Here is a 20,264-nt window from a genome sequence, read left to right as displayed (position 1 = left end):
TCTCCACGCCCAAGGATCGAAAGCCGGGTCCAGATCACCCTTGGAGATCGAGACTGATTCAACCAAAACCAGTCGTACTGACAAAATCACTGAGCAGTAAGACTGACAAAGTCATTGAGCATTGACAGTCTCAAAGCCGGACGGCACGCACCCTGCTGTTGAAGTAGTCGCTGACGAGGAGAACATCGTCGCCGTACAGGCATAGCCCGTGCGGCTCCATCAGCTCCGCCCTCGCCGCGTCATCGCCGTCGCCGGAATCGCCTGGCTCGCCCGTTCCGGCCACGGTGACGATCCGACCATCCGGGCCAACCTTCCGCACACGGTTGTTGCGTGTGTCCGACACATACATCGTCCCTTGCTTTGTCACCGCGAGGCCGGACGGCGAGTTCAGCAGGGCCTCGGATGCCCTGGTCCCGTCCGGCGAGAAGCCGGCGTGGCCGGCGCCGATGACCGTGCTGATTACCCCGCCGGCATCCACTTTCCGAACTGCATGGTTTGAAGTATCCGCAAGATACATGTTCCCAGCGCCGTCAAACCGAATGGCGCTCACCCAGCCGATTTGCGCGCTCCTTGCCGGGCCGCCGTCCCCGGAGTAGCCGGGCCGGCCCGTGCCTGCCACGGTGTCGATGGTCCCGGTCCTCGCGTCTATCCGCCGGACTCGGCCGCTCGTCCCGTCACACAGATAAATGTCGTCGTTCGGGCCGTGCGCCACCGCGCTTACGGAAAGCATATTGGCGCTCCGCGCGGGGCCGCCGTCGCCCTTGTCCCACTGGAAGCCGGTGCCTGCCACTCCACGCATGATCCCGCCCTCGTCGACCATCCTTACGAGGCCGTGGCGCGAGTCAGCTATGACTAACCTCCCCTTCGAGTCCACTGAAACATCCGTCGGGTTGCTCAGGTAGGCCTCGGTCGCCGGGCCGTCGTCTCCGCCGTACGCCCGGGCGCCGTTTCCGGCAACGGTCCGGATTATGCCGGTTGCGGGGTCTATCCCGCGCACCCGCTGGTTGAACATGTCCGCGAAGTAGATCTGACCATCCGGCCCAACCGCGATGCCCTTCGGCGCGCACAGGAAGCCATTCGTCGCGACCTCGCCGTCGTGGATGCTGGTCCCTCCAAGAAACGTCGTGACAAGTCCCGTCCTGGCTTCGTACTTGCGCACCCTCCTGGAGCAATCGCTCCAGTAGACATCGCCGTTCGGGTCGGCATAGATGCCTGCCTCAACAGAGTTCACAGTTGCCTTCGAGGCGAGAATGGCCTCCTCACCCCATCCCGGCACGCCGTTGCCGACGAGCGTCGTCACTATTCCAGTCTTCGCATCCACTTTTCGCACCCGATAGCCGTACTTCTCGCCCAGGTACAGGTTGTCGTGCGCGTCCAGGCAGATTGCGTCCGGCATCAGCGTGCCCGCCTGTGTGGCAGGCCCACCGTCGCCGGCCGACGTCGGCTTCCCCGTCCCTATGACGGTGGTGATGATACCCGTCGTCATGTCGATCTTTCGCACGCGGTTGTTGGAGTTGTCACAGACGTACATGTCGCCCTTCGAATCGAACGCCAGGTGCTCAGGGTGCAGGAAGCCCGCGCCCTTCGCGGGGCCGCCGTCCCCATGGTACCCGCCCAGCCATATCGCACCCCAGTCCTCCAGGCCCACGCCGGTGGACGGCATCTTGCCCTCCGCGTCCACGGCATAGTTCCGCGCCACGTTGCCTGCGAACAGGTCTATGACGCCGGTCTTGGCATCCACCTTCCGGATGTTGTTGGACCATTCCCCGGAGATGTAGACGTTATCGTCAGCATCCACGGCGACGCCGCAAGCCACGTCGAGCTCCGCCTCCAGCGCGGGCCCGCCGTCTCCTCCGCGCCCCCTGCGGCCTGATCCCGCCACGCGGGACACAACGCCCGTCAGAGCGTCTATCTTGCGAATCGTGCTGTTAGCCAGGTCCGCGGTGAAAACGTTGCCGTGCCTGTCGAAAGAGATGCTGTGCGTCCCGCGGAACCGCGCCGTTAGCGCCGGCCCGCCGTCCCCTGAGTTCCCGGGTTTGCCGTCCCCGGCAAAGGCATGCAGGATGCCCTGGCTATCCACGCGCCACAGGCGGTTGCAGTGCCAATCGACGACCATCATGTCGCCGTCCGGCCTCCGCGCCACTCCTATCGGCCATCCAACGTTCGCCTCCTTTGCGGGCACCCCCGTCCTGTACGGCACGCCGGCAATCGTCACGATCCGCCCCTTCGGCATTCCAGCGAACGTGGCCCTCAGGTCCATAGCTCCTCCGAAAAGTTGACAATGTCCCCATGCGACAACCCGTGTACTAAAGCCTACTCGCGAGTAGCCGGGCAATCAATACGCAACCACTTGAAGATTTTGCCCAACCTGCGTACCCTGCCGTTATCGAATCCGGAGGTACCCTGAATGATCGTCGATACACATGTGCACATCTGGGAGATGCCGCCGATAGCGCCTATCGGCCCCACGGCCCCCACGTTCAAGAAGCTGCCCACTGAGCCCGCGACTGCGGAAGAGCTGATCGCAGATATGGACCAGAATGGAGTGAACATGTCCGTGTTGGTGCAGACAAGCTGGTCCACCTGGGACAACGGCTACCTGGCCGATTCGGCGAAGAAGTACCCAAAGCGCTTCGTCACTATGGGCATGGTGGACCCTATGGACAAGGGCAACGCGGAGATATCGCGCTACTGGATGCAGGACCGCGGCTGCGTGGGGTTCCGTCTTCACCCCTGCTACTACAAGGAGCCTATCCTGACGCTACCCCAGAACGAAGCTATGTGGAAGACCTTCGTCAAGCTGGGCGCGGTCATCCAGGTGCAGCTGAATGTCGAGCACGCGCCGCAGGTGGCCGCGGTGGCGAAGAAGTACCCGTCGGTCAAGATCGTCCTCGACCACATGGCGTACCCGGACACTAAGGAATACCCGCACTTCACGTCGCACCAGCCCATCATAGACCTTGCGAAGCACCCGAACGTCTACGTGAAGATTTCCGACCTGAAGCCGCAGTCAAAAATGGACTACCCGTACACTGATATCCAGGGGATCATCCGGAAGCTTCATAACGCATACGGGATCAACCGGCTCATGTGGGGCACGGGTTACCCCGGCAAGCATCGCATCAAGCACAACTGGCCCACGCTGGACCAGGAGCTGCGCATCATCCGCGAGGGAATCGACTGGTTGTCCAAGGCGGAAAAGGACCGCCTCCTCGGCGGCACCGCCGCGGAAGTGTGGAATCTGAAATAGCCTGAAAAGCAGAGAGGGCGTCCCGTTGCGTCGGGACGCCCTCTCTCATTCTTCACGTTACCCTTTACCCTCTGCCCGTCACCCTCTTACGCCCTCACCGCCACGATGTCCAGCCAGTTCCTGGGGATGTACTCAACTCCAATCTCCTGGAATGCCTGCGCCGCGCCTTCTTTGAGCGCCACGCTCGCCTTGTCCATCGGCACGCCTGGCATAGTGCCCTCGATGAAGTCCTGGAAGGAGCTGATGTCCTGGAAACCTTCCAGCGTGAACTGGACCGTTTGTATCTCCTGTTTGGCTATCTTGAAGCCGTGCTGGTTCAATAGCTGCTCGTACTCCGCAGGAGTTAGCTGGCGGCGCGCCTGGACCTTGTCCGACTTTGACGGCATAAGCCCGTATTCCTGCTTGAGGAACCGCGTCGCCTTCAGCATCCATTTCCGGTAGTAAACATGGGTCTCCGGCGGATGGGCGCCTTCGAAGAACGTGGTGTTGAACGCCAGTTTGCCGCCCGGCTTCAGCGTCTTGCTAATCTCGGTCAACAGGGCGTCCTTCTCCGGGATGTAGTGGATGGCGTTGCAGAAGATCACCGCATCCACAGAGTCCTTGACGGCGATAGAAAGGTTCTCAACCTGGCTCTGGACAAACTGGACTGCTGAGTTCCGAACGTCTTTCAGGTCCTCCATCGCCTGCTTGAGCGCGGCAGAGGAGTGGTCTATGCCGATGATGACCGAGTTTCGCGCGTCCCTCAGTGTGTCCGCAATCAGGCGCGTCACGCCGCCGGTGCCGCACGCCAGGTCCACGATGCGCTGGCCGGAGCCCAGACCCGCCATTGCGACCAGGTGGGCATTCTGCTGTGAGTAGAATGAGTTGCTGGAAAACTTCTTGAAGCTATACTGCTCGGTTGCCGGCATTGTCACCCCTCCAGAGTGTGGGCGAAACGGAGACTTCGACCGTCCCTCCAAAGCGTGGAAACGTCGGTGTAATACACTATCCGCCAGTTAACCATCTTATCAATTCCAGCCCGTTGCGTCTATCAGCCCTTCAATCCCCGCCCGGCGCGCGAGCCGGCGCCGCCTCCGGCCCACTCTCCACGCGTATACGCGGCAGAATACGGGCCAACCATGAGGGCGCCCACCAGTTCGCCTTGCCCATAAGTTCCATAACAGACGGCACCAGCACCAAACGCACCACTGTCGCATCGATGAACACGGCAATTGCAAGCCCGAAGCCGATCAGCTTGAGCGCGCGCTCGGGCACCAGCACAAACGCGCCGAAGACGCAGACCATGATCAGCGCCGCCGCGGAAATGACTCGCCCCGTCGCCGTCAGCCCGTCCGCCACTGCCCTGCTGTTGTCGCCTGTCCGGTCGTACTCCTCGCGTACGCGGGCGAGCAGGAAGACCTCGTAGTCCATGGACAGGCCGAAGACGATCGCGAACATCATCATCGGCACCCACGCGTCGATCGGCCCTTCCTTGCCGAGCCCGAAGACACTGTCGACGTAGCCCCACTGGAAGATCGCAACCATCACGCCGAATGCGGCACCGATTGAGATCAGGTTCATGATGACGGCCTTCAGCGGCACCACTACGCTGTGGAAGACAACCACAAGAAGGATGAATGACAGCAGCAGCACGGCCCCAATGAACAGCGGCAGGTGCTCGCTGTTGTAATCGGAAAAGTCCACAGTCGCCGGGGGCCGCCGCTTGTCAGCGCACGGAGGCCGTTGCCCGCTGTTGCGGCCGGTATCGTCACGTCTCGCAGGCGGTGAACCAGGTCTGCCGTTCCCTTATCCTGAGGGGAGGTCAGGGGAAACAGGGTAAACAGCGCCAGCTCGCCGTTGGCAATTGGAATCGGTCCCGCAACGGACTGCACGCCTTCAGCGCCTCGCAGCGCCTCGCCAAGCGTCCCGGCCGCGGCCATGTCCGGCGGTTGACCGCCGGGCCCCTGCGTTATAACGATGATTGGCGAGTTGAACCCCGGGCCGAAGCCGACCGTGAGCATGTCGTACGCCCTGCGGGTGGTGTCCGTATCCTGCCGGTTGCCGGGATCGGAGAACCCAAGCCTCACCGAGAACGCAGGCATTGCCAGCACCAGCAGCAGACCCAGGCTGATGACCAGCGATGGCCACGGGTGCGCCTGTATAACGCGGCTCCACCGGTACCAGAAGGTCCGCTTATCGCCGTGCTCCCTGCCCTTGTGGCGGCTGGGTAGCGCAAGCCTGTCGATGTGCTTCCCCACGAATCCGAGCAGCGCCGGAAGCAGCGTTACTGAGGCAAGCATGGTCATGAGCACGGCGGAGACCGCGCCGCCGGCCATGCCCTGCATCGCCGCGAGCCGCATCATGAAGATCCCCACCAGGGAGATGACAACGGTCGTTCCAGCGAATATGACCGCGCGCCCTGACGTATCAAGCGCTGTGATGGTGGCCGCGCGCGGGTCCTTGCCGCCGTGCAGCTCCGCGCGGTACCGCGTCACGATCATCAGTGCGTAGTCTATACCCACGCCGATGCCGATCATAATCGCGACCTGGCTCATGAAGTTGGGCATGGACAGGAAGCGTGTCAGCAGCGCGACGATCGCCATGCCGCACCCAATGCCAACCAGCGCGGTCACCAGCGGCAGACCCATCGCCAGGAGCGAGCCGAAGGCGATGAGCATGATGATGACTGCGGCGATGATGCCGAGCCCTTCGCTGGAAAAGTTCGGAACGTCCGCAAAGATGTCCCCGCCGAGCTCCACCTGAAGGCCGGGGACGGAGATATCCCGCCAGATATCCTTGATGGTGATCCCGTTCGCCAGGTACTCCTCCTGCTTGCGCTCGGAGAAGTTGATCTGCGCGTAGGCGATCTTCCGGTCGGGGGAGACCTGGTAAGCATGCTCAGGCTGGTAAGGGCTGGCGATGCTAGTGTCGCGCACGCTGGCCTCGATGTCGGCGAAGAACGCCTCCATCGCCGCGCGCACGGCCGGCTGGTCCACACCCCCTTCCGACTTGAACACTACCTGGCCGGCGTACCCGCTGAGGTCGGTGGCGCCTTTTTCTTTCAGTAGGTCGAACGCCGCCTGGCTCTCGGAGCCAGGCAGACTGAAGTCTGTCTTGAATTCGCCGCCGAAGACCCCTGAAAACACGGACAGGGCCACCAGCAAAAGCACCCACCCGGCAACGATGAAGCGCCGCTTGTCATAGCAGAACCCGGCTATAGCTCTCATATACTACCTGTGGTTACTCCATTCGCGGTCAATGCGGGACTATCGGCTACATCAACCCCAGCTCTTTCAGCAGGGTGGCCAGCTGCTTGCGCTCATCGTCGGTGAGCGAGCGGAACGGCCTGGTAACGCAGTCGGAATCGATCACTCCCATCATCTTCAGGGCGGCCTTCTGCCCGCCGATGATGGCGGAGTTGGGGCTGCCGCCCTTGGCAATCGCCTGCAGCTTGCCGCCCTTTACCAGGAGGCCGTGGAACTTCTTCGCCGCCTCCTTGTCGCCCTTCTCGCCCGCTTGCCATGCCTTCACGAAGAAGTCCGCATACACGTTGGCGAGGCCCGGTATGACGCCGCAGCCGCCGAGCGCCCGCGCCGTCGCGGTGCGGTGGGTGGAGCCCAGGTACCGGTGGAATGTCAGACCCTTTTCTTCGATAAGCACGTTCAGGAGCGCGAGCGCCTCGCCGGCCGTGGAGCTGTCCTTGGTGCCTATGCACGTCCCCTCGGCCGCCAGCGTCGCCATCGTCGCCGGCTCAACGGTCGTCTTGACCGTGGAGGGGATATTGTATACCCACAGGGGCACATCGGAATTCTGCTTGATATAGCGATAGTGGGTAAGAAGCTCGTCCTGCCCGGACGGGTAGTAGTACGGCGGAGTGGCCGCGATGCCGTCCACGCCGCTGCCCTTGAGCATCTTGGCTATCTTGACCGCCTGCATAGTGCTCGCGGCGGAAATGTTCGCAATTACCGGCACGCGGCCACGCGTCTCTTCAACTATCGTCGTTATGCTCAACACGCGCTGCTCGTCCGAAAGGTTGGCAAACTCGCCGGTGGTGCCGGCGGCCCAGAAGCCGTGCACACCCTTGCCGATCAGGTACTGGACCAATTTGCGCGTCGAAACAACGGCAACCGTCTCATCCTCTTTCACCGGCGTGAGGGTTGGGACCATCACGCCTTCGAATACCTTCTTGCTCAAGAGAAACTCCTCCGTATTTAGTCGCGCATATTCTACAGGAAATCACCCGAAGGGGTGCGGATTACGTCGGAGCGTGGCTACTCAATGAATCGCCCCACTGTCCGCAGCTTCTCATAGACTCGCTTGAACTCCGCGGTGCCGTCGTCCTCCCATATCGTGTAGTCGATGCCGCGCACCGTCCCCTCTTCCCTGCCCGCGATTTGCCGCATCGTCGGCCTGTGGTAGGCGTTGTACACCTTGCGCCCGCCCGGCAGGTGGACAACAGTTACGTGTCTGGGCATAGGTATCGGCTTCGCCGCGGCGAACTTCGCAAGCTTTGCCTCGTCCACGTCGAAGCCCAGGCCGGGCCCCTCCGGGACCGGGGAGAAGCCCTCCATCACCGGTATGCGCTTCGTCGTAACGTCGTCCTCATACTGGTCATCCAGGTTAATCGAGTGCCCCGTCGCGCTGGGCAGCACCGCCGCCATGTGGAGCGCGAGCGCCTTTGTGAGCGTGCCGCCGGTGAACTGCATCACGGTCTGAATGTTCGCGCGGCTGTATGCCGTTCCGCGTGCCAGAACGTCGCCCACGCTGTAGTCCGGGTGGCCGTCGCCGAGCATGAAGATGTCCGCCGCTCCCATCATCGCCTCTTGCATCCCGCCGAGGCGCGACACATGCATGATGAGTGGGATGGTCGTTCGCTGCCGCAGGGTCACCCAGTCTCCGAGCGCCGTGAGGGAGAGTGGGTCCTCAATGAAACCCACGATGGGGTGCTTCTTCTCAAGCTCGGCGACCACGGAGATCGTAGTGCCCAGAGATCGGTCGCTGCCGTTGAAGTCGAAGTGTACTTTGAAGCCGCGCGGGGCCACGTCCGCCGCGGCCTGCGCTTGCTCGAACGGGTCGTACAGGTCCGCAGTGTGCATCTTGAAGACCATGTAGCCGTTATTCGCCGCGTTGCTCACCTGCTCGGCGAAGTCGCGCGCGGACATCTGGGTGCACCAAGCGGCGACGGTAACGCCGTCCCGCACCTTCTGCCCCATCAGCTTGTACGCCGGCACGCCAAGGTACTTGCCCATGACGTCGTACATGGCGCCGCCGAGCGCGGGCATGAGGGTGTTGTTCATGAAATCGAAGGGGCTGCGGTCAATGAGGCGGTCAATGAACGACTGTGGCAGTGGGGTCCAGTTGGCCTTGGTGCGGATATCGCCGTAACCCACTATGCCGTTATCGGTCTTCACGCGGGCAATGACCCGGTGGTCTATCCCCTGGAGCTGGACCTTCTTGTTCTCGTAGCGCTTTGCGAGCGGCGGGTGGATCTTGATGAGCTGAATGTCGATTATCTTCATTCGCCGGCTCCTGTCGAAAGGTATGGCCTTCTGCACTGAGCCAATGTTTAGCACAGCGATTGGCAAATGGCAATACGCTAGGATACTGAGCCGGGCAGCATGCCGAAATCCGCCTCCTCAGCGGGCGTCCGCGGGAAGCGCTTTGACTGGGACTCACGCCAGTGATCGGAGGTATGTACAATCTTGCTGTTGTATACCAGGAACGGGTGTGTGGCGCGCTGGCGCAGCAAGGCCAGATCGAACCTTTTAACGTTGTACTGGCAAAACAAGACGACAGGCAGTCCGGAAATCAGATCGTTCCACATGTCTTCCCAGGAGACGATCTTATCGACATCGATGGCCGGCTCCAGCACCCATGTCATCTCCACTGCCACCCACAACCCCCTGGACCCACCTTCGGAAGCTCTCTCCATTGCCTTTCGCACGTTGACGACCATTACGTCGGCGTCGAAGTCCCTCCCCTCGCGAGACTCCCATTTGTTGAGCAGCACCAGGTTCCCCAGCTCCTGCTCCTCATCCACGTCTATGCTGTACGAGGACAGGAACCGCGAGACCTGCTGCAAATTGTTATCGTCAGTGATGTAAACGCACCGCTCGCTTCGTGCGAACGACTCTCGCATGAAAGGAGCGAGCACGCCGGCCTGGTATGACGGGCCGGATACGAATGAGCATATGTAATCGCCATGCTGAAGATTGCAGAAACCGGCAGCCAAATTCTCGGAAGGCATCGAAGGACCTCAACGGAGTCGTATTGTCAACGAAAGGTCTTCTTCGATGCTATGGGAGGAGAGCGGCGAGTTCAATCGTACAAAAATACGTAGGAGATTCGTTCGAATAGTCAGGTTAGACTAGGCGCCCCCCCCCACCAATGGCCGGAAGGAAGTGGACTTCGCTGGTTTCCTTGACCTTCTCAAGTATCCCCAGCGGCGTCACTTCGCCGTCGACCGCCACCGAGATGTTGGGCTTCATGCGGTGGCCCTCCACCAGGCGCTCCTTCGTTCCCGGGTAGATCTTCTCCAGGTTGTTGATTATCTCCCTGACACTGGACCCGGGTACTTCTACGGTCTCCCTGCCCTCTGTGATGCTCCGCATCAGCGAAGGGATGAATACGATTGCCATAGCTGCCCCCTAGTACGCCCTTGCGATAATTGCAGTCACTCCCTGCGCGTCCTCACTCTCCGCCACTCCCCCGTCCGACCCCTGCAGGCAGCGCACTGTGATGCCGCCCTTGCTGAGCTCCGCTTCCCCTTCGGCCCCGATCGTCGCATACGCCAGTCGCGCAAAGCCCGTCTGCGCCGCCTCGCGCGCCTCGTCTGCCGTGCGCACGCTTGTGATGCGCTTCTGCTGCGCCGCGCGGGCGTCGGCAAGCATCTGCGATTGCACGTCATTGAGCAGCGCGGCGACGGCATGCGCCGCGCCTTCCAGCTTCACCTGCGACTTGGCCCCGGTGTCCCTGCGGACCAGGGTGACGTTGCCTGCCGCGAGGTCGCGCGGGCCGACCTCGACGCGGACAGGCACGCCCTTGAGCTCCCAGTTGGTCAGGCGACGGCCGAAGCCGCCGTCCACGTAGTCATCCAGCTTGACGCGGACGCCGGCTGCCTCGAGCTCCTCCGAAAGCTCTCTCGCCTTGTCGCCCGCTCCCTGCTCATCGCGCACCAACACCACCACGGCCTGGATGGGCGCGATACGGGGTGGCAATCGGAGGCCGTTGTCGTCGCCGTGCGCCATGATCAGCGCGCCGAGCATGCGGGTGGAGCTGCCCCACGAGGTGGTCCACACGTGCTGCACCTGGCCGGCCTGGTCGGTGAAGTCGATGTCGAAGGCCTTAGAGAAGGTCTGGCCGAGCTCGTGGCTCGTCGCCATCTGCAGCGCCTTGCCGTCCCGCATGATGCCTTCGCAGGTCATCGTGTTAATCGCGCCGGCAAACCTCTCCTTTTTCGTTTTGCGCCCAAGTATGGGCGGTATCGAGAGCACGTTGACAAAGAAGTCCTCGTAAACATTGTGAAGGATCATGCGCGCATAGGAGGCGGCGTCTTCGCGGGTAGCGTGGGCGGTGTGACCCTCCTGCCAGAGGAACTCCGTCGTGCGAAGAAAGACGCGCGGCCGCAGCTCCCACCGGACGACGTTCGCCCACTGGTTCAGGAGCAACGGGAGGTCGCGGTAGCCCTGCACCCATTTAGCCATGACTTCGCCGAAGAGTGTCTCGCTGGTCGGCCGCACCACCACCGGCTCCTCAAGCTCCTTGCCCCCCGCGTGCGTCACCACGGCGAGCTCCGGGCTGAAGCCCTTCACGTGGTCGGCTTCCTTGCGGAGGTAGCTCTCCGGGATGAACAGCGGGAGGTAGAGGTTCTGCGCGCCGGCAATCTTGATCCGCGCGTCGATTGCGGCCTGCATCCGCTCCCAGATGGCGTAGCCGTAAGGGCGGATGACCATCGTACCCCTGACAGGGCCGTTATCGGCAAGCTCCGCCTTGTTCAGAACGTCCTGGTACCACTGGGGGAAGTCCGCAGACTGCGGCGTGAGTACTGGTGGGGGCATAAAAAGATGGGCTCCTGAGTACGATGGGACCGAACGGTCCCTGGTCCGTCAGATACCTGGCCTAATAAACAGTTAACAATGTTCACGCCCGAAACTGCTCTGCTACCCTGAGCGCCAGCGAAGGGTCTAAAGGCGCTGCCTGCGCATTCCGGTCATTACCCCAGGCAAGGTCTTTAGACCCTTCGCTGGCGCTCAGGGTAGCAAAGGATAAAGTCTACTTCTTTCCGTTCCTGCTGCCGTTCACGGATGCCTTGTTCTTCGCCAGCGCTTCCGTGATGGCCACCGGGCTCATGGGCAGGTTGCCCATGTCCAGGCCCGTAGCGTTGCGGATGGCGTTAGCAATAGCGCCTGGCGGCGGGCAGATGTTCGCCTCGCCCACGCCGCGCACGCCGAACGGGTGCGACGGGCTCGGCACCTCCACGATGACGGTATCGATCATCGGAAGGTCGTACGACGTCGGCATGCGATAGTCCAGCAGCGTGGAGTTGGCCATGCCGCCGTCCTTCGTCATGAAGTACTCCTCGTTCAGCGCCCAGCCGATGCCCTGCACGCTGCCGCCCTGCATCTGGCCTTCCACGTAGCTCGGGTGAATCGCCTTGCCGGCATCCTGGACCACGGTAAACCGGAGTATCTTCGTCTTGCCGGTCTCCGGGTCCACTTCAACATCCACGATGTTGCCGCAGTACGAGCCGCCGCCCGCGCCCGCGCCGCCTGTGCTCACGGTGCCGCGCCCTACTATCGGGCCGCCCGTCTCCGGGAGCTTGTGGGCAAGCTCCTTGAAGGTCATCTTCAGCTCAGGGTCGGATATGGACCTGAACACGCCCCTGTCCAGGGTCACGTCCTCCGGTTTCCTGTCCCAGATGAATGCCGCGCGGGCGACCATCTGGCGCTTCACGTCCTGCGCGGCCTCGTAAGCCGCCCAGCCCGTTGCGTAGGTCGTCCGGCTGCCGCCGGTGACGTCCGTCTGGCCAATGTTGTCCGTGTCCACGACTGTGGGATGCACGTCCTCCATGCGCAGGCCCAGCACCTCGGCCGCCTGCATGGCAATGGATGCGCGCGAGCCGCCGATGTCCGTGGAGCCCTCGGTCAGGTTGATTGTGCCGTCCACGTTAACGGCCAGGTTGACACTGGAGCGCAGGCCTGCATTGAACCAGTAGCCGATTGCGACGCCCCGACCCACGTTCTTGCCCTTGAGAGGAGTCTTGTAATGCGGATGGTCCTTCATCGCCTGGAGGACTTCCACGCAGCCGATTCGGGGGAAGACGACGCCGTCCGCCCTGCGCGTGCCCTCTTTGGCCGCGTTCAGGAGCCGGAGGGCGATGGGGTCCATTTTGAGCCTTCGCGCGATCTCGTCCACGATCGTCTCCGTGGCGAACGCTACGTTGGTGGAGCCCGGCGCGCGGTAGGCCTGAGTCTTGGGCTTGTTGACGACCACGTCGTACCCGTCGATGGTCACGTTCGGGATGTCGTATGCGGCAAACACGCACTTCGCGCCCGCGCCCACGGGTGAGCCCGGGTACGCGCCCGCCTCGTAGGCAAGGTAGGCCTGGGCCGCGGTGAGCTTGCCGTCCTTCGTCGCGCCGATCTTGACCTTCATGTACGAGCCTGGCGTGGGGCCGGTGCCCTCGAAGACTTCCTTGCGCGTCATGACGATCTTGAGCGGGTGGCCGGTCTTCTTCGACAGGAGTGCGCATACGGGGTCCAGGTACGCCGGTATCTTGCCGCCGAAGCCGCCGCCGATCTCCAACGGCGTGACCCGGATCGTCGAGTCCGGCACGTCGAGGATCTTGGCGATCTCGCCGCGCACCGTAAACGCGCCCTGGGTGCTGGTCCAGATGAGTATACGCCCGTCGTTGTTCCACAGCGCCGTAGTGACCTGCGGCTCGATGTAGCCCTGGTGCACGGTGGCGGTGTTGAACTCACGCTCTACGACAACGTCCGCCTGGGCGAAGCCCTTATCGAGGTCGCCCATTTTGTACTGGATATGCTCCGCAACGTTGCTCAGAGGACCCTTTTCCTGGTTCACCTCGGTGGTGCGGAGGTTGTCGTGCAGGAGCTGCGCCCCCTTCGCCATGCCCTCCGGCGCGGTGAGCACGGCGGGCAGCGGCTCGTACTCGACCTTGATCAGCGCCAGCGCCTCTTCGGCCACGTGCGGGCTGACGGCCGCGACGGCGGCGACGGCATGGCCCCTGTAGAGCGCCTTCTTGTCCGCCAAAACGTTGTCCCGCGAGTATTTTACGCGCGACACGCTCTCGCCCAGCTCCACCACCATGTCCGGCGTCTGGGGCAGGTCCTTCGCCGTTACAACGGCATAGACGCCCGGGAGCTCCAGCGCCTTGCTGAAATCGATGGACTTGATCTTCGCGTGGGCGTGCGGGCTGCGCAGGATCTTCCCGTGAAGCATCCCCGCCATCTTGAAGTCCGCGCCGTAGATGGCGCGCCCGGTCACCTTGTCCACGCCGTCCGGCCTTACCGGCCGCGTGCCCACGACATCGTAAGTCTTCGTCGCGAGCACCTTGTTAGCTTCGTACGTTGAAGACAAAGGGAGAACCTCCGCAAGGGGCACAGCTCCAATGTCCATGCCGCCAATTGCAATTCTATCAGCAAGGTAGCGCGTAGGTACAGGGGCGCGGAGCAGCCTGACCGCAGGCCACCGGAGGACTCTTCGCAATTCGAGTCAGGTAGTTTACAATTCGTGGTCAACAGGCATCCAATCCAAGGAAGAGACCATGTCAACGGAATGGAATGATCACCTCACCAGTGGCAAGTTTCAGCGCGTCACCTGCCGGAATTGGCGAGCGATGCTCACGGAGCTTCGGCGAAAGCTGGACTTGTTTCCGGCAGGCGGCCCCAAAAGAGACAAATGGGTGTTCCGAGGAGAGACGGACGCGACGCGGGCTCTAAGCAGTACCTTTGAACGTGAAGCCAAACGTTTCAAAGTGCCACCAGAGGATCGACCGGAACTTGAGAGGAGCATAATACGGGAATTCCGGCGACGCGCGTACCATTATGGCGCTGACCTTCCCGCTGAGGATCGGTTTGACGAGTGGCTTGCTCTGATGCGACATCACGGTGCCCCGGTGAGATATGTCGACTGGACATATTCACCTTTCGTGGCTCTGTACTTCGCCCTAGCCAACGCCGAGGTGGGTGATCGGATTGCTGTGTGGGCTCTTAACACAGATTGGTGCGTGCGACAATTGGAACACAATCACCCGGGAATAGCGTTGCTGTACTCGAAGTACCAAGAAAAACGGGATGGCAATTTCTTTAGAAGCGCTCTTCTGGAGAACCAAGTGAAGATGGAGTTGAGTATCAACCCCTTCAGGTTCAATGACCGCCTCACTCTTCAACAGGGCGTCTTCATCTGTCCGGGAGACACCGCCGCAACGTACGAAGAGAACATACGCGGATTGGATGAATGGTTCTTACGTGGAAGTGTTGTCCAGTATGTCCTCAGAATTGACCGACCGTTTACCAGAGATGAAGGCCTTCTGCTCCTACATCGAATGAATATCACGGAGGCAACTTTGTTCCCGGGCATGGATGGTTTTGCTCGCTCCCTTGGCCCACGAATCCCTCAATTGCGTAAGCAGGTCAATGGCGGGAGCGAAGTAGGCTTCGGAGGGTCCGATTAAGGCAATACCAGCGCCGCAGTACTTGGGCTGCCCCGAACAAAGAAAGGGAGGGCTCCAACGGCGAGCCCTCCCTTGTTCCGACAATCAGAATCAAGTCTACTTCTTCGTGGTCTTCTTGCCGTTCGTGGCGGTCGCCGCCTTCGCGGCGGAGGCCAGCTTTGCGCCGTTGCCGTTCTTGCCGGACTTCCAGATGGCCTCCATGACAGCGCCCGGCTTCATGGGCAGCACTTCCATGCGCACGCCGACCGCCTGGCTGATGGCGTTGGCGATCGCGGCAGGAGGAGGAACGATGTTGACCTCGCCCACGCCGCGCACACCGAACGGGTGGCCAGGGTTTGCCACTTCGACCAGGACCGTGTCGATCAGCGGCAGGTCGAGCGCCGTCGGCATGCGGTAGTCGAGCAGCGTGGAGTTGGCCATGCGCCCTTCCGGCGTCATGAAGTACTCCTCGTTGAGCGCCCAACCGATGCCCTGCACGCTGCCGCCCTGGAGCTGTCCCTCGACGTAGCTGGGGTGAATAGCCTTGCCTACGTCCTGGACGACGGTGAATCGCTTGATGGTCGTCTTGCCGGTCTCAGGGTCGACCTCTACGTCTACGATGTCGCCCGCGAACGCCGGGCCGACGCCCTTGGGGTCGACAGTGCCGCGGCCGACGATGGGGCCGCCGGTGCCGTTGAGCTCTCCGGCTAGATGCTTGAACGTCATCTTGAGCTCGGAGTCCATCTTCGACATAACGACGCCCTTTTCCATCTTCAGGCTTTCCGCCGGAACGTCCCAGATCGTCGCCGCGCGGGTGATCATCTGGCGCTTAACGTCCTGCGCGGCCTCATAGGCCGCCCAGCCGGTCGCGAACGTCACGCGGCTCCCGCCTGTCCCGGCGGTAAAGCCGACCTCGTCCGTGCTGACAACCTGTGGGCGGATGTCCTCTACGGGAATGCCTAGCGCCTCTGCGGCCTGCATGGAGATCGCCGTGCGGCTGCCGCCGATGTCCGGGGAGCCCTCGACCAGGCCGCAGGTGCCATCCGGGTTAACAGTTATCGTGCAGGCGGACTGCAGACCTGCGTTGATCCACCAGCCTACAGCAACGCCGCGTCCAATGTTCTTCCCCTTTAGCGGCGCCTTGTAGTGCGGGTGGTTCTTCATCGCCTCCAGCACTTCCACGCAGCCGATCTTCGGGTAGACCGGGCCGTCCGCGCGGCGTGTGCCTTCCTTGGCGGCATTCAGCAGGCGGAAGTCGATGGGATCTACCTTCAACTTGCGTGCGATCTCGTCGATGACCGTCTCGGAGGCGAACTCCGCGTTCGTCGCGCCCGGCGCCCTGTAGGCCGCCGTCGATGGCTTGTTGCAGATTGCGCCGAAGCCTTCGATGGTGACATTTGCGATGTCGTATGGCGCGAAGATGGCCATCGCGCCGAGGCCGACAAAAGATTCAGGGTATGCGCCGGACTCGTAGGCCATGTATGCGGTCGCCGCAGTGATCTTGCCTTCCTTGGTAGCGCCGATCTTGACCTTGATGTAGGACCCTGGTGTGGGTCCCGTGGCCTCCAGGTCTTCCTGACGCGTCATGATGATCTTTACCGGCCTGCCGGTCTTCTTGGACAGCAGCGCCGCCACCGGCGTGCCGTAAGGCGAGAACTTCCCTCCGAAGCCTCCGCCGATCTCAAGAGGCGTCAGCTTGACCATCGAGTCAGAAAGGCCAAGGATCTTGGCGGTCGCGTCGCGTATATCGAACGGGCCCTGAGTGCTCTGCCACACATAGACGCGTCCGTCTCGGCCCCAGTTCACCGTCGTATTGTGGGGCTCGATATAGCCCTGGTGTACCGTCGCTGTGTTGAACTCCCGCTCAACAACGACGTCGGCCCTCTTGAAGCCAGCGTCCGCATCGCCCATTTTGTGGAGGACATGGCCATCAATGTTTGTGGGGTTGTCTTTCTTGGTATCCCCCAGAGCGTCGGTCCTTAACTGAGGATGAATGATCGGCGCACCAGGCTTCATCGCGTCCACTGCGGTGAGAACCGACGGAAGCACCTCGTAGTCGACCTTGATCAGCGCGAGTGCCTCCTCAGCGACGTGAACGTTCACTGCGGCCACGCCTGCGATCGGGTGCCCCTTGAACAGTGCCTTGTCCGTTGCCATCACGGCGTCCTGCAGGTACTTGATATTCGCCGTGCCCTCGCCCACCTTTATGACCTGGTCTCCCCCCTTGATGGGGAAGTCCTTCGCCGTTACCACCGCCAGCACGCCGGGATGCTTCTCGGCCGCGCTGGTATCGATAGACTTGATCTTCGCGTGAGCGTGCGGGCTGCGCAGCACCTTCCCGAACAGGACGCCCGTCGGGTAAAGGTCCGCGCCGTACTTCGCCGCGCCGGTAACCTTCTCGTGGCCGTCGTGGCGCACCGGCCGGGTCCCGACCACGTCGAATGTCTTCGAAGATAGGACCACGTTGCGCTCGTAGGTAGATGTCATCTCTTGGCTGCCTCCATCCTGTTTGCGGCGTCCATCACCGCCCTCACGATCTTGTCGTACCCGGTGCAGCGGCAGAGGTTGTTCGCGAGCCAGAAGCGGATCTCCTGCTCGGTGGGCCTGGGGTTCTGCTCAAGAAGCGCCTTGGAGGCGACGATGAATCCCGGGGTGCAGATGCCGCACTGGAGCGCCGCGCCCTCGAGGAACGCCAGCTGCAGCGGGTGCAGGCCCTTCGGCGTCGCCACGCCTTCGATCGTGCCTATCTCCTTGCCGTTGGCCTCGACGCCAAGCACCAGGCAGGAGCACACGATGCGGCCGTCCATGTTCACGGTACAGGCGCCGCAGTTGCCGTCGTTGCAGCCCTCCTTCGTGCCGGTCAGGTGCAAAATGTCCCGGAGGCATTCGAGCAGGCTCTGTCGGGGCTCGCAGAGAAATTCCACCTGCTCGCCGTTGATCGTCGTCTGTACGTATGTCTTAGTGGGCATTAACGGTACCTCCACGGGTCCTTTCGATAGCAGCGTTAAGAGCGCGCCTTGTAAGCACGGCGCACAGGTGCTTGCGGTACTCTGCCGTTCCGCGCATGTCTGAAATGGGCTTGGCGGCGGCCGCTGCAAGCTCGGCTGCCTTCTCGATGCTCGCTTCGCTGATCGGCTTGCCGGCAAGGGCGTCGCCCGCCTCCTTGACGAACAGGGGCTTCGGGGCGACCGAGGCCAGCGATACGCGGGCGGACTTGAAGGTGCTGCCGTTCAGCTCCACGGATACGCCCACGCCGACAACCGCGATGTCCATCTCGTTGCGGGGGATGAAGCGAATGTAGCGCGCGCCGGTGTTGGCCTTCGGGGCGGGGATGCTAAGAGAGACGAGCAGCTCGCCGGGCTTGACGACCGTCTGCCTGGGGGCGAGGCAGAAGTCTTCCACGTTCACGATGCGAGTGCCGTTGACGCCGGCGATCTTCGCCTTTGCGCCGAGCGCGATAAGCGCCGGTATGGCGTCGCCGCTCGGGGCAGCGTTACAGAGGTTGCCGCCGATCGACGCCCTGCCCTGGATCTGCGTGCCGCCGATAATGGAGGCAGCATCGACAAGCCCGGGGTAGTTCTTGATGACGGCCTTGTTGTTGTAGATCTTGTAACAGGGAACGGCTGCGCCGAGCGTCAGGCCGTCCTCCGTCGTGTACGTGATCTCGTTAAGCTCGGGGATGCCCTTGATATCGACGACCAGGGCGGGCGTCCGGCGGCCGACGCGCATCTCAACGATGAGGTCGGTGCCGCCTGCCATGGCCCGGGCCGCATCGCCCTTCTCGGCCAGCAGCGTTACCGCCTCTTTCACTGTGTGAGGACTGGCGTAATCAATCCACTTCAAAGCTGTGACTCCTTTCCTGCAACTGAGTGCAGCCCGCCGAAGCGGATTTTGTTCATTCTAGAAATGGACGCGAGCCCATGACACAGACGACGAAATCCGTAGTTCCGGTATCGCGACCTTGCAATCGGGCTAAGTATAACAAACCTTCGATTAGTCAACAATGCGGACTTGTTATCGCTGCCCGATGCTTTGGTGTGGGTTTCCACCCAACTTCCGAACCCTTCTCGCGTCATGTCGCCTGCCGCCAGCCGAAGCATCGTATCCTCCTGCTCCGACACCGAGGCCAGTACCTCAATGCCATTCGGATCAGGAATGTCTCCATTGCCGCATGGCCAGTCCTCTTGTTCCCGTCCACAAAAGGATGGCCCATCACAATCGAGAAACACAATGCCGCCGCCTTGTCGGCAACGGTTGGATACAGGTCCGCGCCTGCAAACGTGAGTCGCGGTTGTGAGACGGCACTCTCCAGGAGACCGATGTCTCTGATGCCCGCGCCTCCGCCAGTGGTCGACACGACCTTCTGGTGAATCTGAATGACCTCGTAGAGGCTAAGGTATCGCATTCACGCCAGGCGGCGGTAGAGTTCAGAGTTCTTGCTGATAACGTGATCCGCCGCGGCTTCGAAATCGGTTTCCGGGGCATTCAATAACTCGAACAGGCTTATGCGGACAAGTTCTTGCATCGTCACACCAAGCCTGGCTGCCAACTTGTGCAACCTCTTCGTCTGTTCGTCTGTCAGATCTAGCGTGACCGAGTTCATGACTGTCCTCCACCTCCTACTTCGGCGGGTCCTTCGGAATGATCGCCCGCTTGTGCAGCGCCTTGCCGATCAGCTTCCCGCCCTCGTGCGCCTCAATTGTGTAGCTGATCTTGTTCTTGTCTATCGCCGTCACCACGGCCTTCACGGTAACCGTCGCGCCCATTGCAGCCGGCGCCAGGTGCCGCATCTCGTCCACGGCGTACCCCACGCTCGTGTGCGTGTCCGGTATCTGCGAGTCGGTAGCCTGCATGCTCGCCAGCTCCATGAGCTTGAGGAGCGACGGCGTGGAAAGCACCTCCGCGCCCGGCCTGCCGATGCGATTGGTGGAGAGGTCCTTCGTAATGACCGTATCCACCACCGCTGTCATACCGACCTTGAGCTTATCTGTAGCCATCTGCCTTTATCTCCCAGCGTATTTGAATCCTATTGAGTCTTGAAACTGCGACCACGGCGCTCTACCCGCCCAGGTGGGGCTTCTCTTTCTTGAAGCCCGCCTCGGACGGGAAGACCGTCGTCATTTCGGGCATATTTGCAAAAAATGTGTGATCCTATGGACTGGCAAAGGCTTTGTAAGGCGGCTACCATGGTTTTGAAAAATCATCAAGTTTTTGAGGAGTGCCCATGGCCCCCCAAAACGGTGTCCGCAATGTTCACACATGCTCTCGAAGAACGGGCACTATGCCAACGGCCGACAGCGCTGGTTCTGCCCAGCGTGTAGGCGTTCATTCTCGTGGCATTATGCCGGCTCTCGGCACAAG

Annotated in this window: 17 protein-coding genes and 1 pseudogene; 2 read left to right on the top strand and 16 right to left on the bottom strand. The window is 61.8% G+C overall.

Going from position 1 to position 20,264, the window contains the following annotated elements:
- Positions 1 to 130 precede the first annotated feature (130 nt).
- Positions 131 to 2,260, bottom strand: a complete 2,130-nt coding sequence (locus FJ319_11080; GenBank protein MBM3934822.1) for a hypothetical protein — start codon at positions 2,258 to 2,260, stop codon at positions 131 to 133.
- 147 nt (positions 2,261 to 2,407) lie between these two features.
- Here FJ319_11080 and FJ319_11075 point away from each other — a divergent pair, with 147 nt between their 5' ends.
- Positions 2,408 to 3,250, top strand: coding sequence for an amidohydrolase (locus FJ319_11075; protein MBM3934821.1), 843 nt, complete (start codon positions 2,408 to 2,410; stop codon positions 3,248 to 3,250).
- A gap of 86 nt (positions 3,251 to 3,336) precedes the next feature.
- Here FJ319_11075 and FJ319_11070 read toward each other — a convergent pair whose 3' ends face one another.
- The 9 genes from FJ319_11070 to FJ319_11030 all read right to left on the bottom strand — a co-directional run bounded on the left by FJ319_11070 (position 3,337) and on the right by FJ319_11030 (position 13,867).
- Positions 3,337 to 4,158 carry a methyltransferase domain-containing protein gene (locus FJ319_11070; GenBank protein ID MBM3934820.1) on the bottom strand — a complete coding sequence of 274 codons (822 nt, stop codon included), beginning with the start codon at positions 4,156 to 4,158 and terminating at the stop codon, positions 3,337 to 3,339.
- A gap of 130 nt (positions 4,159 to 4,288) precedes the next feature.
- Entirely contained in the window at positions 4,289 to 4,933 is a 645-nt protein-coding gene (locus tag FJ319_11065) for a hypothetical protein (protein ID MBM3934819.1), read from the bottom strand.
- Entirely contained in the window at positions 4,834 to 6,456 is a 1,623-nt protein-coding gene (locus tag FJ319_11060; protein MBM3934818.1) for an MMPL family transporter, read from the bottom strand. Before FJ319_11060 ends, FJ319_11065 begins: the two co-directional genes overlap by 100 nt.
- Before the next feature lie 46 nt (positions 6,457 to 6,502).
- Positions 6,503 to 7,423, bottom strand: a complete 921-nt coding sequence (locus tag FJ319_11055) for a dihydrodipicolinate synthase family protein (protein ID MBM3934817.1) — start codon at positions 7,421 to 7,423, stop codon at positions 6,503 to 6,505.
- Positions 7,424 to 7,500: 77 nt separating this feature from the next.
- Positions 7,501 to 8,748: a hypothetical protein gene (locus FJ319_11050; protein MBM3934816.1), complete on the bottom strand. Its 1,248-nt coding sequence runs from the start codon at positions 8,746 to 8,748 to the stop codon at positions 7,501 to 7,503.
- Between the two features lie 77 nt (positions 8,749 to 8,825).
- The gene (locus FJ319_11045) at positions 8,826 to 9,476 is read right to left on the bottom strand and encodes a hypothetical protein (protein MBM3934815.1); all 651 of its coding nucleotides are present in this window, start codon (positions 9,474 to 9,476) and stop codon (positions 8,826 to 8,828) included.
- Positions 9,477 to 9,591: 115 nt separating this feature from the next.
- Positions 9,592 to 9,867, bottom strand: a complete 276-nt coding sequence (locus FJ319_11040; GenBank protein ID MBM3934814.1) for a MoaD/ThiS family protein — start codon at positions 9,865 to 9,867, stop codon at positions 9,592 to 9,594.
- A gap of 9 nt (positions 9,868 to 9,876) precedes the next feature.
- Positions 9,877 to 11,286 (bottom strand): proline--tRNA ligase, encoded by a 1,410-nt coding sequence (locus FJ319_11035; protein MBM3934813.1) that lies wholly within the window; start codon positions 11,284 to 11,286, stop codon positions 9,877 to 9,879.
- Between the two features lie 214 nt (positions 11,287 to 11,500).
- Positions 11,501 to 13,867: a xanthine dehydrogenase family protein molybdopterin-binding subunit gene (locus tag FJ319_11030; protein MBM3934812.1), complete on the bottom strand. Its 2,367-nt coding sequence runs from the start codon at positions 13,865 to 13,867 to the stop codon at positions 11,501 to 11,503.
- Between the two features lie 148 nt (positions 13,868 to 14,015).
- Here FJ319_11030 and FJ319_11025 point away from each other — a divergent pair, with 148 nt between their 5' ends.
- Positions 14,016 to 14,924, top strand: a complete 909-nt coding sequence (locus tag FJ319_11025) for an FRG domain-containing protein (protein MBM3934811.1) — start codon at positions 14,016 to 14,018, stop codon at positions 14,922 to 14,924.
- Between the two features lie 96 nt (positions 14,925 to 15,020).
- Here the strand turns inward: FJ319_11025 and FJ319_11020 are convergent, their stop codons facing one another.
- From FJ319_11020 to FJ319_10995, 6 genes and pseudogenes are all read right to left on the bottom strand, one after another.
- Positions 15,021 to 17,390, bottom strand: coding sequence for a xanthine dehydrogenase family protein molybdopterin-binding subunit (locus tag FJ319_11020; GenBank protein MBM3934810.1), 2,370 nt, complete (start codon positions 17,388 to 17,390; stop codon positions 15,021 to 15,023).
- On the bottom strand, positions 17,387 to 17,872 hold the full coding sequence (locus tag FJ319_11015) for a (2Fe-2S)-binding protein (GenBank protein MBM3934809.1): 486 nt from the start codon (positions 17,870 to 17,872) through the stop codon (positions 17,387 to 17,389). Before FJ319_11015 ends, FJ319_11020 begins: the two co-directional genes overlap by 4 nt.
- On the bottom strand, positions 17,862 to 18,746 hold the full coding sequence (locus tag FJ319_11010; GenBank protein MBM3934808.1) for a xanthine dehydrogenase family protein subunit M: 885 nt from the start codon (positions 18,744 to 18,746) through the stop codon (positions 17,862 to 17,864). Before FJ319_11010 ends, FJ319_11015 begins: the two co-directional genes overlap by 11 nt.
- Positions 18,743 to 19,308 (bottom strand): annotated as a pseudogene (locus FJ319_11005) (type II toxin-antitoxin system death-on-curing family toxin). Before FJ319_11005 ends, FJ319_11010 begins: the two are co-directional and overlap by 4 nt.
- Complete coding sequence (locus FJ319_11000) at positions 19,309 to 19,506, bottom strand: DNA-binding protein (protein ID MBM3934807.1); 198 nt, start codon at positions 19,504 to 19,506, stop codon at positions 19,309 to 19,311. It lies immediately after the preceding pseudogene.
- A gap of 16 nt (positions 19,507 to 19,522) precedes the next feature.
- Positions 19,523 to 19,900 (bottom strand): thioesterase, encoded by a 378-nt coding sequence (locus FJ319_10995; protein ID MBM3934806.1) that lies wholly within the window; start codon positions 19,898 to 19,900, stop codon positions 19,523 to 19,525.
- Positions 19,901 to 20,264: the final 364 nt, after the last annotated feature.

The organism is SAR202 cluster bacterium, from assembly GCA_016872355.1.
In the GTDB taxonomy this organism is placed as follows: Bacteria; Chloroflexota; Dehalococcoidia; order Lucifugimonadales; family VGZY01; genus VGZY01.
Note: the sequence above shows the minus strand (reverse complement) of the source record. Positions and strands in the feature narration are given on the sequence as shown.

What these genes read in the sequence shown, in the direction of transcription:
- FJ319_11080 (MBM3934822.1), bottom strand. Translation starts at nt 2,260, where the DNA reads ATGGACCTGAGGGCCACGTTCGCTGGAATGCCGAAGGGGCGGATCGTG.
- FJ319_11075 (MBM3934821.1), top strand. Translation starts at nt 2,408, where the DNA reads ATGATCGTCGATACACATGTGCACATCTGGGAGATGCCGCCGATAGCG.
- FJ319_11070 (MBM3934820.1), bottom strand. Translation starts at nt 4,158, where the DNA reads ATGCCGGCAACCGAGCAGTATAGCTTCAAGAAGTTTTCCAGCAACTCA.
- FJ319_11060 (MBM3934818.1), bottom strand. Translation starts at nt 6,456, where the DNA reads ATGAGAGCTATAGCCGGGTTCTGCTATGACAAGCGGCGCTTCATCGTT.
- FJ319_11050 (MBM3934816.1), bottom strand. Translation starts at nt 8,748, where the DNA reads ATGAAGATAATCGACATTCAGCTCATCAAGATCCACCCGCCGCTCGCA.
- FJ319_11045 (MBM3934815.1), bottom strand. Translation starts at nt 9,476, where the DNA reads ATGCCTTCCGAGAATTTGGCTGCCGGTTTCTGCAATCTTCAGCATGGC.
- FJ319_11040 (MBM3934814.1), bottom strand. Translation starts at nt 9,867, where the DNA reads ATGGCAATCGTATTCATCCCTTCGCTGATGCGGAGCATCACAGAGGGC.
- FJ319_11035 (MBM3934813.1), bottom strand. Translation starts at nt 11,286, where the DNA reads ATGCCCCCACCAGTACTCACGCCGCAGTCTGCGGACTTCCCCCAGTGG.
- FJ319_11030 (MBM3934812.1), bottom strand. Translation starts at nt 13,867, where the DNA reads ATGGACATTGGAGCTGTGCCCCTTGCGGAGGTTCTCCCTTTGTCTTCA.
- FJ319_11025 (MBM3934811.1), top strand. Translation starts at nt 14,016, where the DNA reads ATGTCAACGGAATGGAATGATCACCTCACCAGTGGCAAGTTTCAGCGC.
- FJ319_11020 (MBM3934810.1), bottom strand. Translation starts at nt 17,390, where the DNA reads ATGACATCTACCTACGAGCGCAACGTGGTCCTATCTTCGAAGACATTC.
- FJ319_11015 (MBM3934809.1), bottom strand. Translation starts at nt 17,872, where the DNA reads ATGCCCACTAAGACATACGTACAGACGACGATCAACGGCGAGCAGGTG.
- FJ319_11000 (MBM3934807.1), bottom strand. Translation starts at nt 19,506, where the DNA reads ATGAACTCGGTCACGCTAGATCTGACAGACGAACAGACGAAGAGGTTG.
- FJ319_10995 (MBM3934806.1), bottom strand. Translation starts at nt 19,900, where the DNA reads ATGGCTACAGATAAGCTCAAGGTCGGTATGACAGCGGTGGTGGATACG.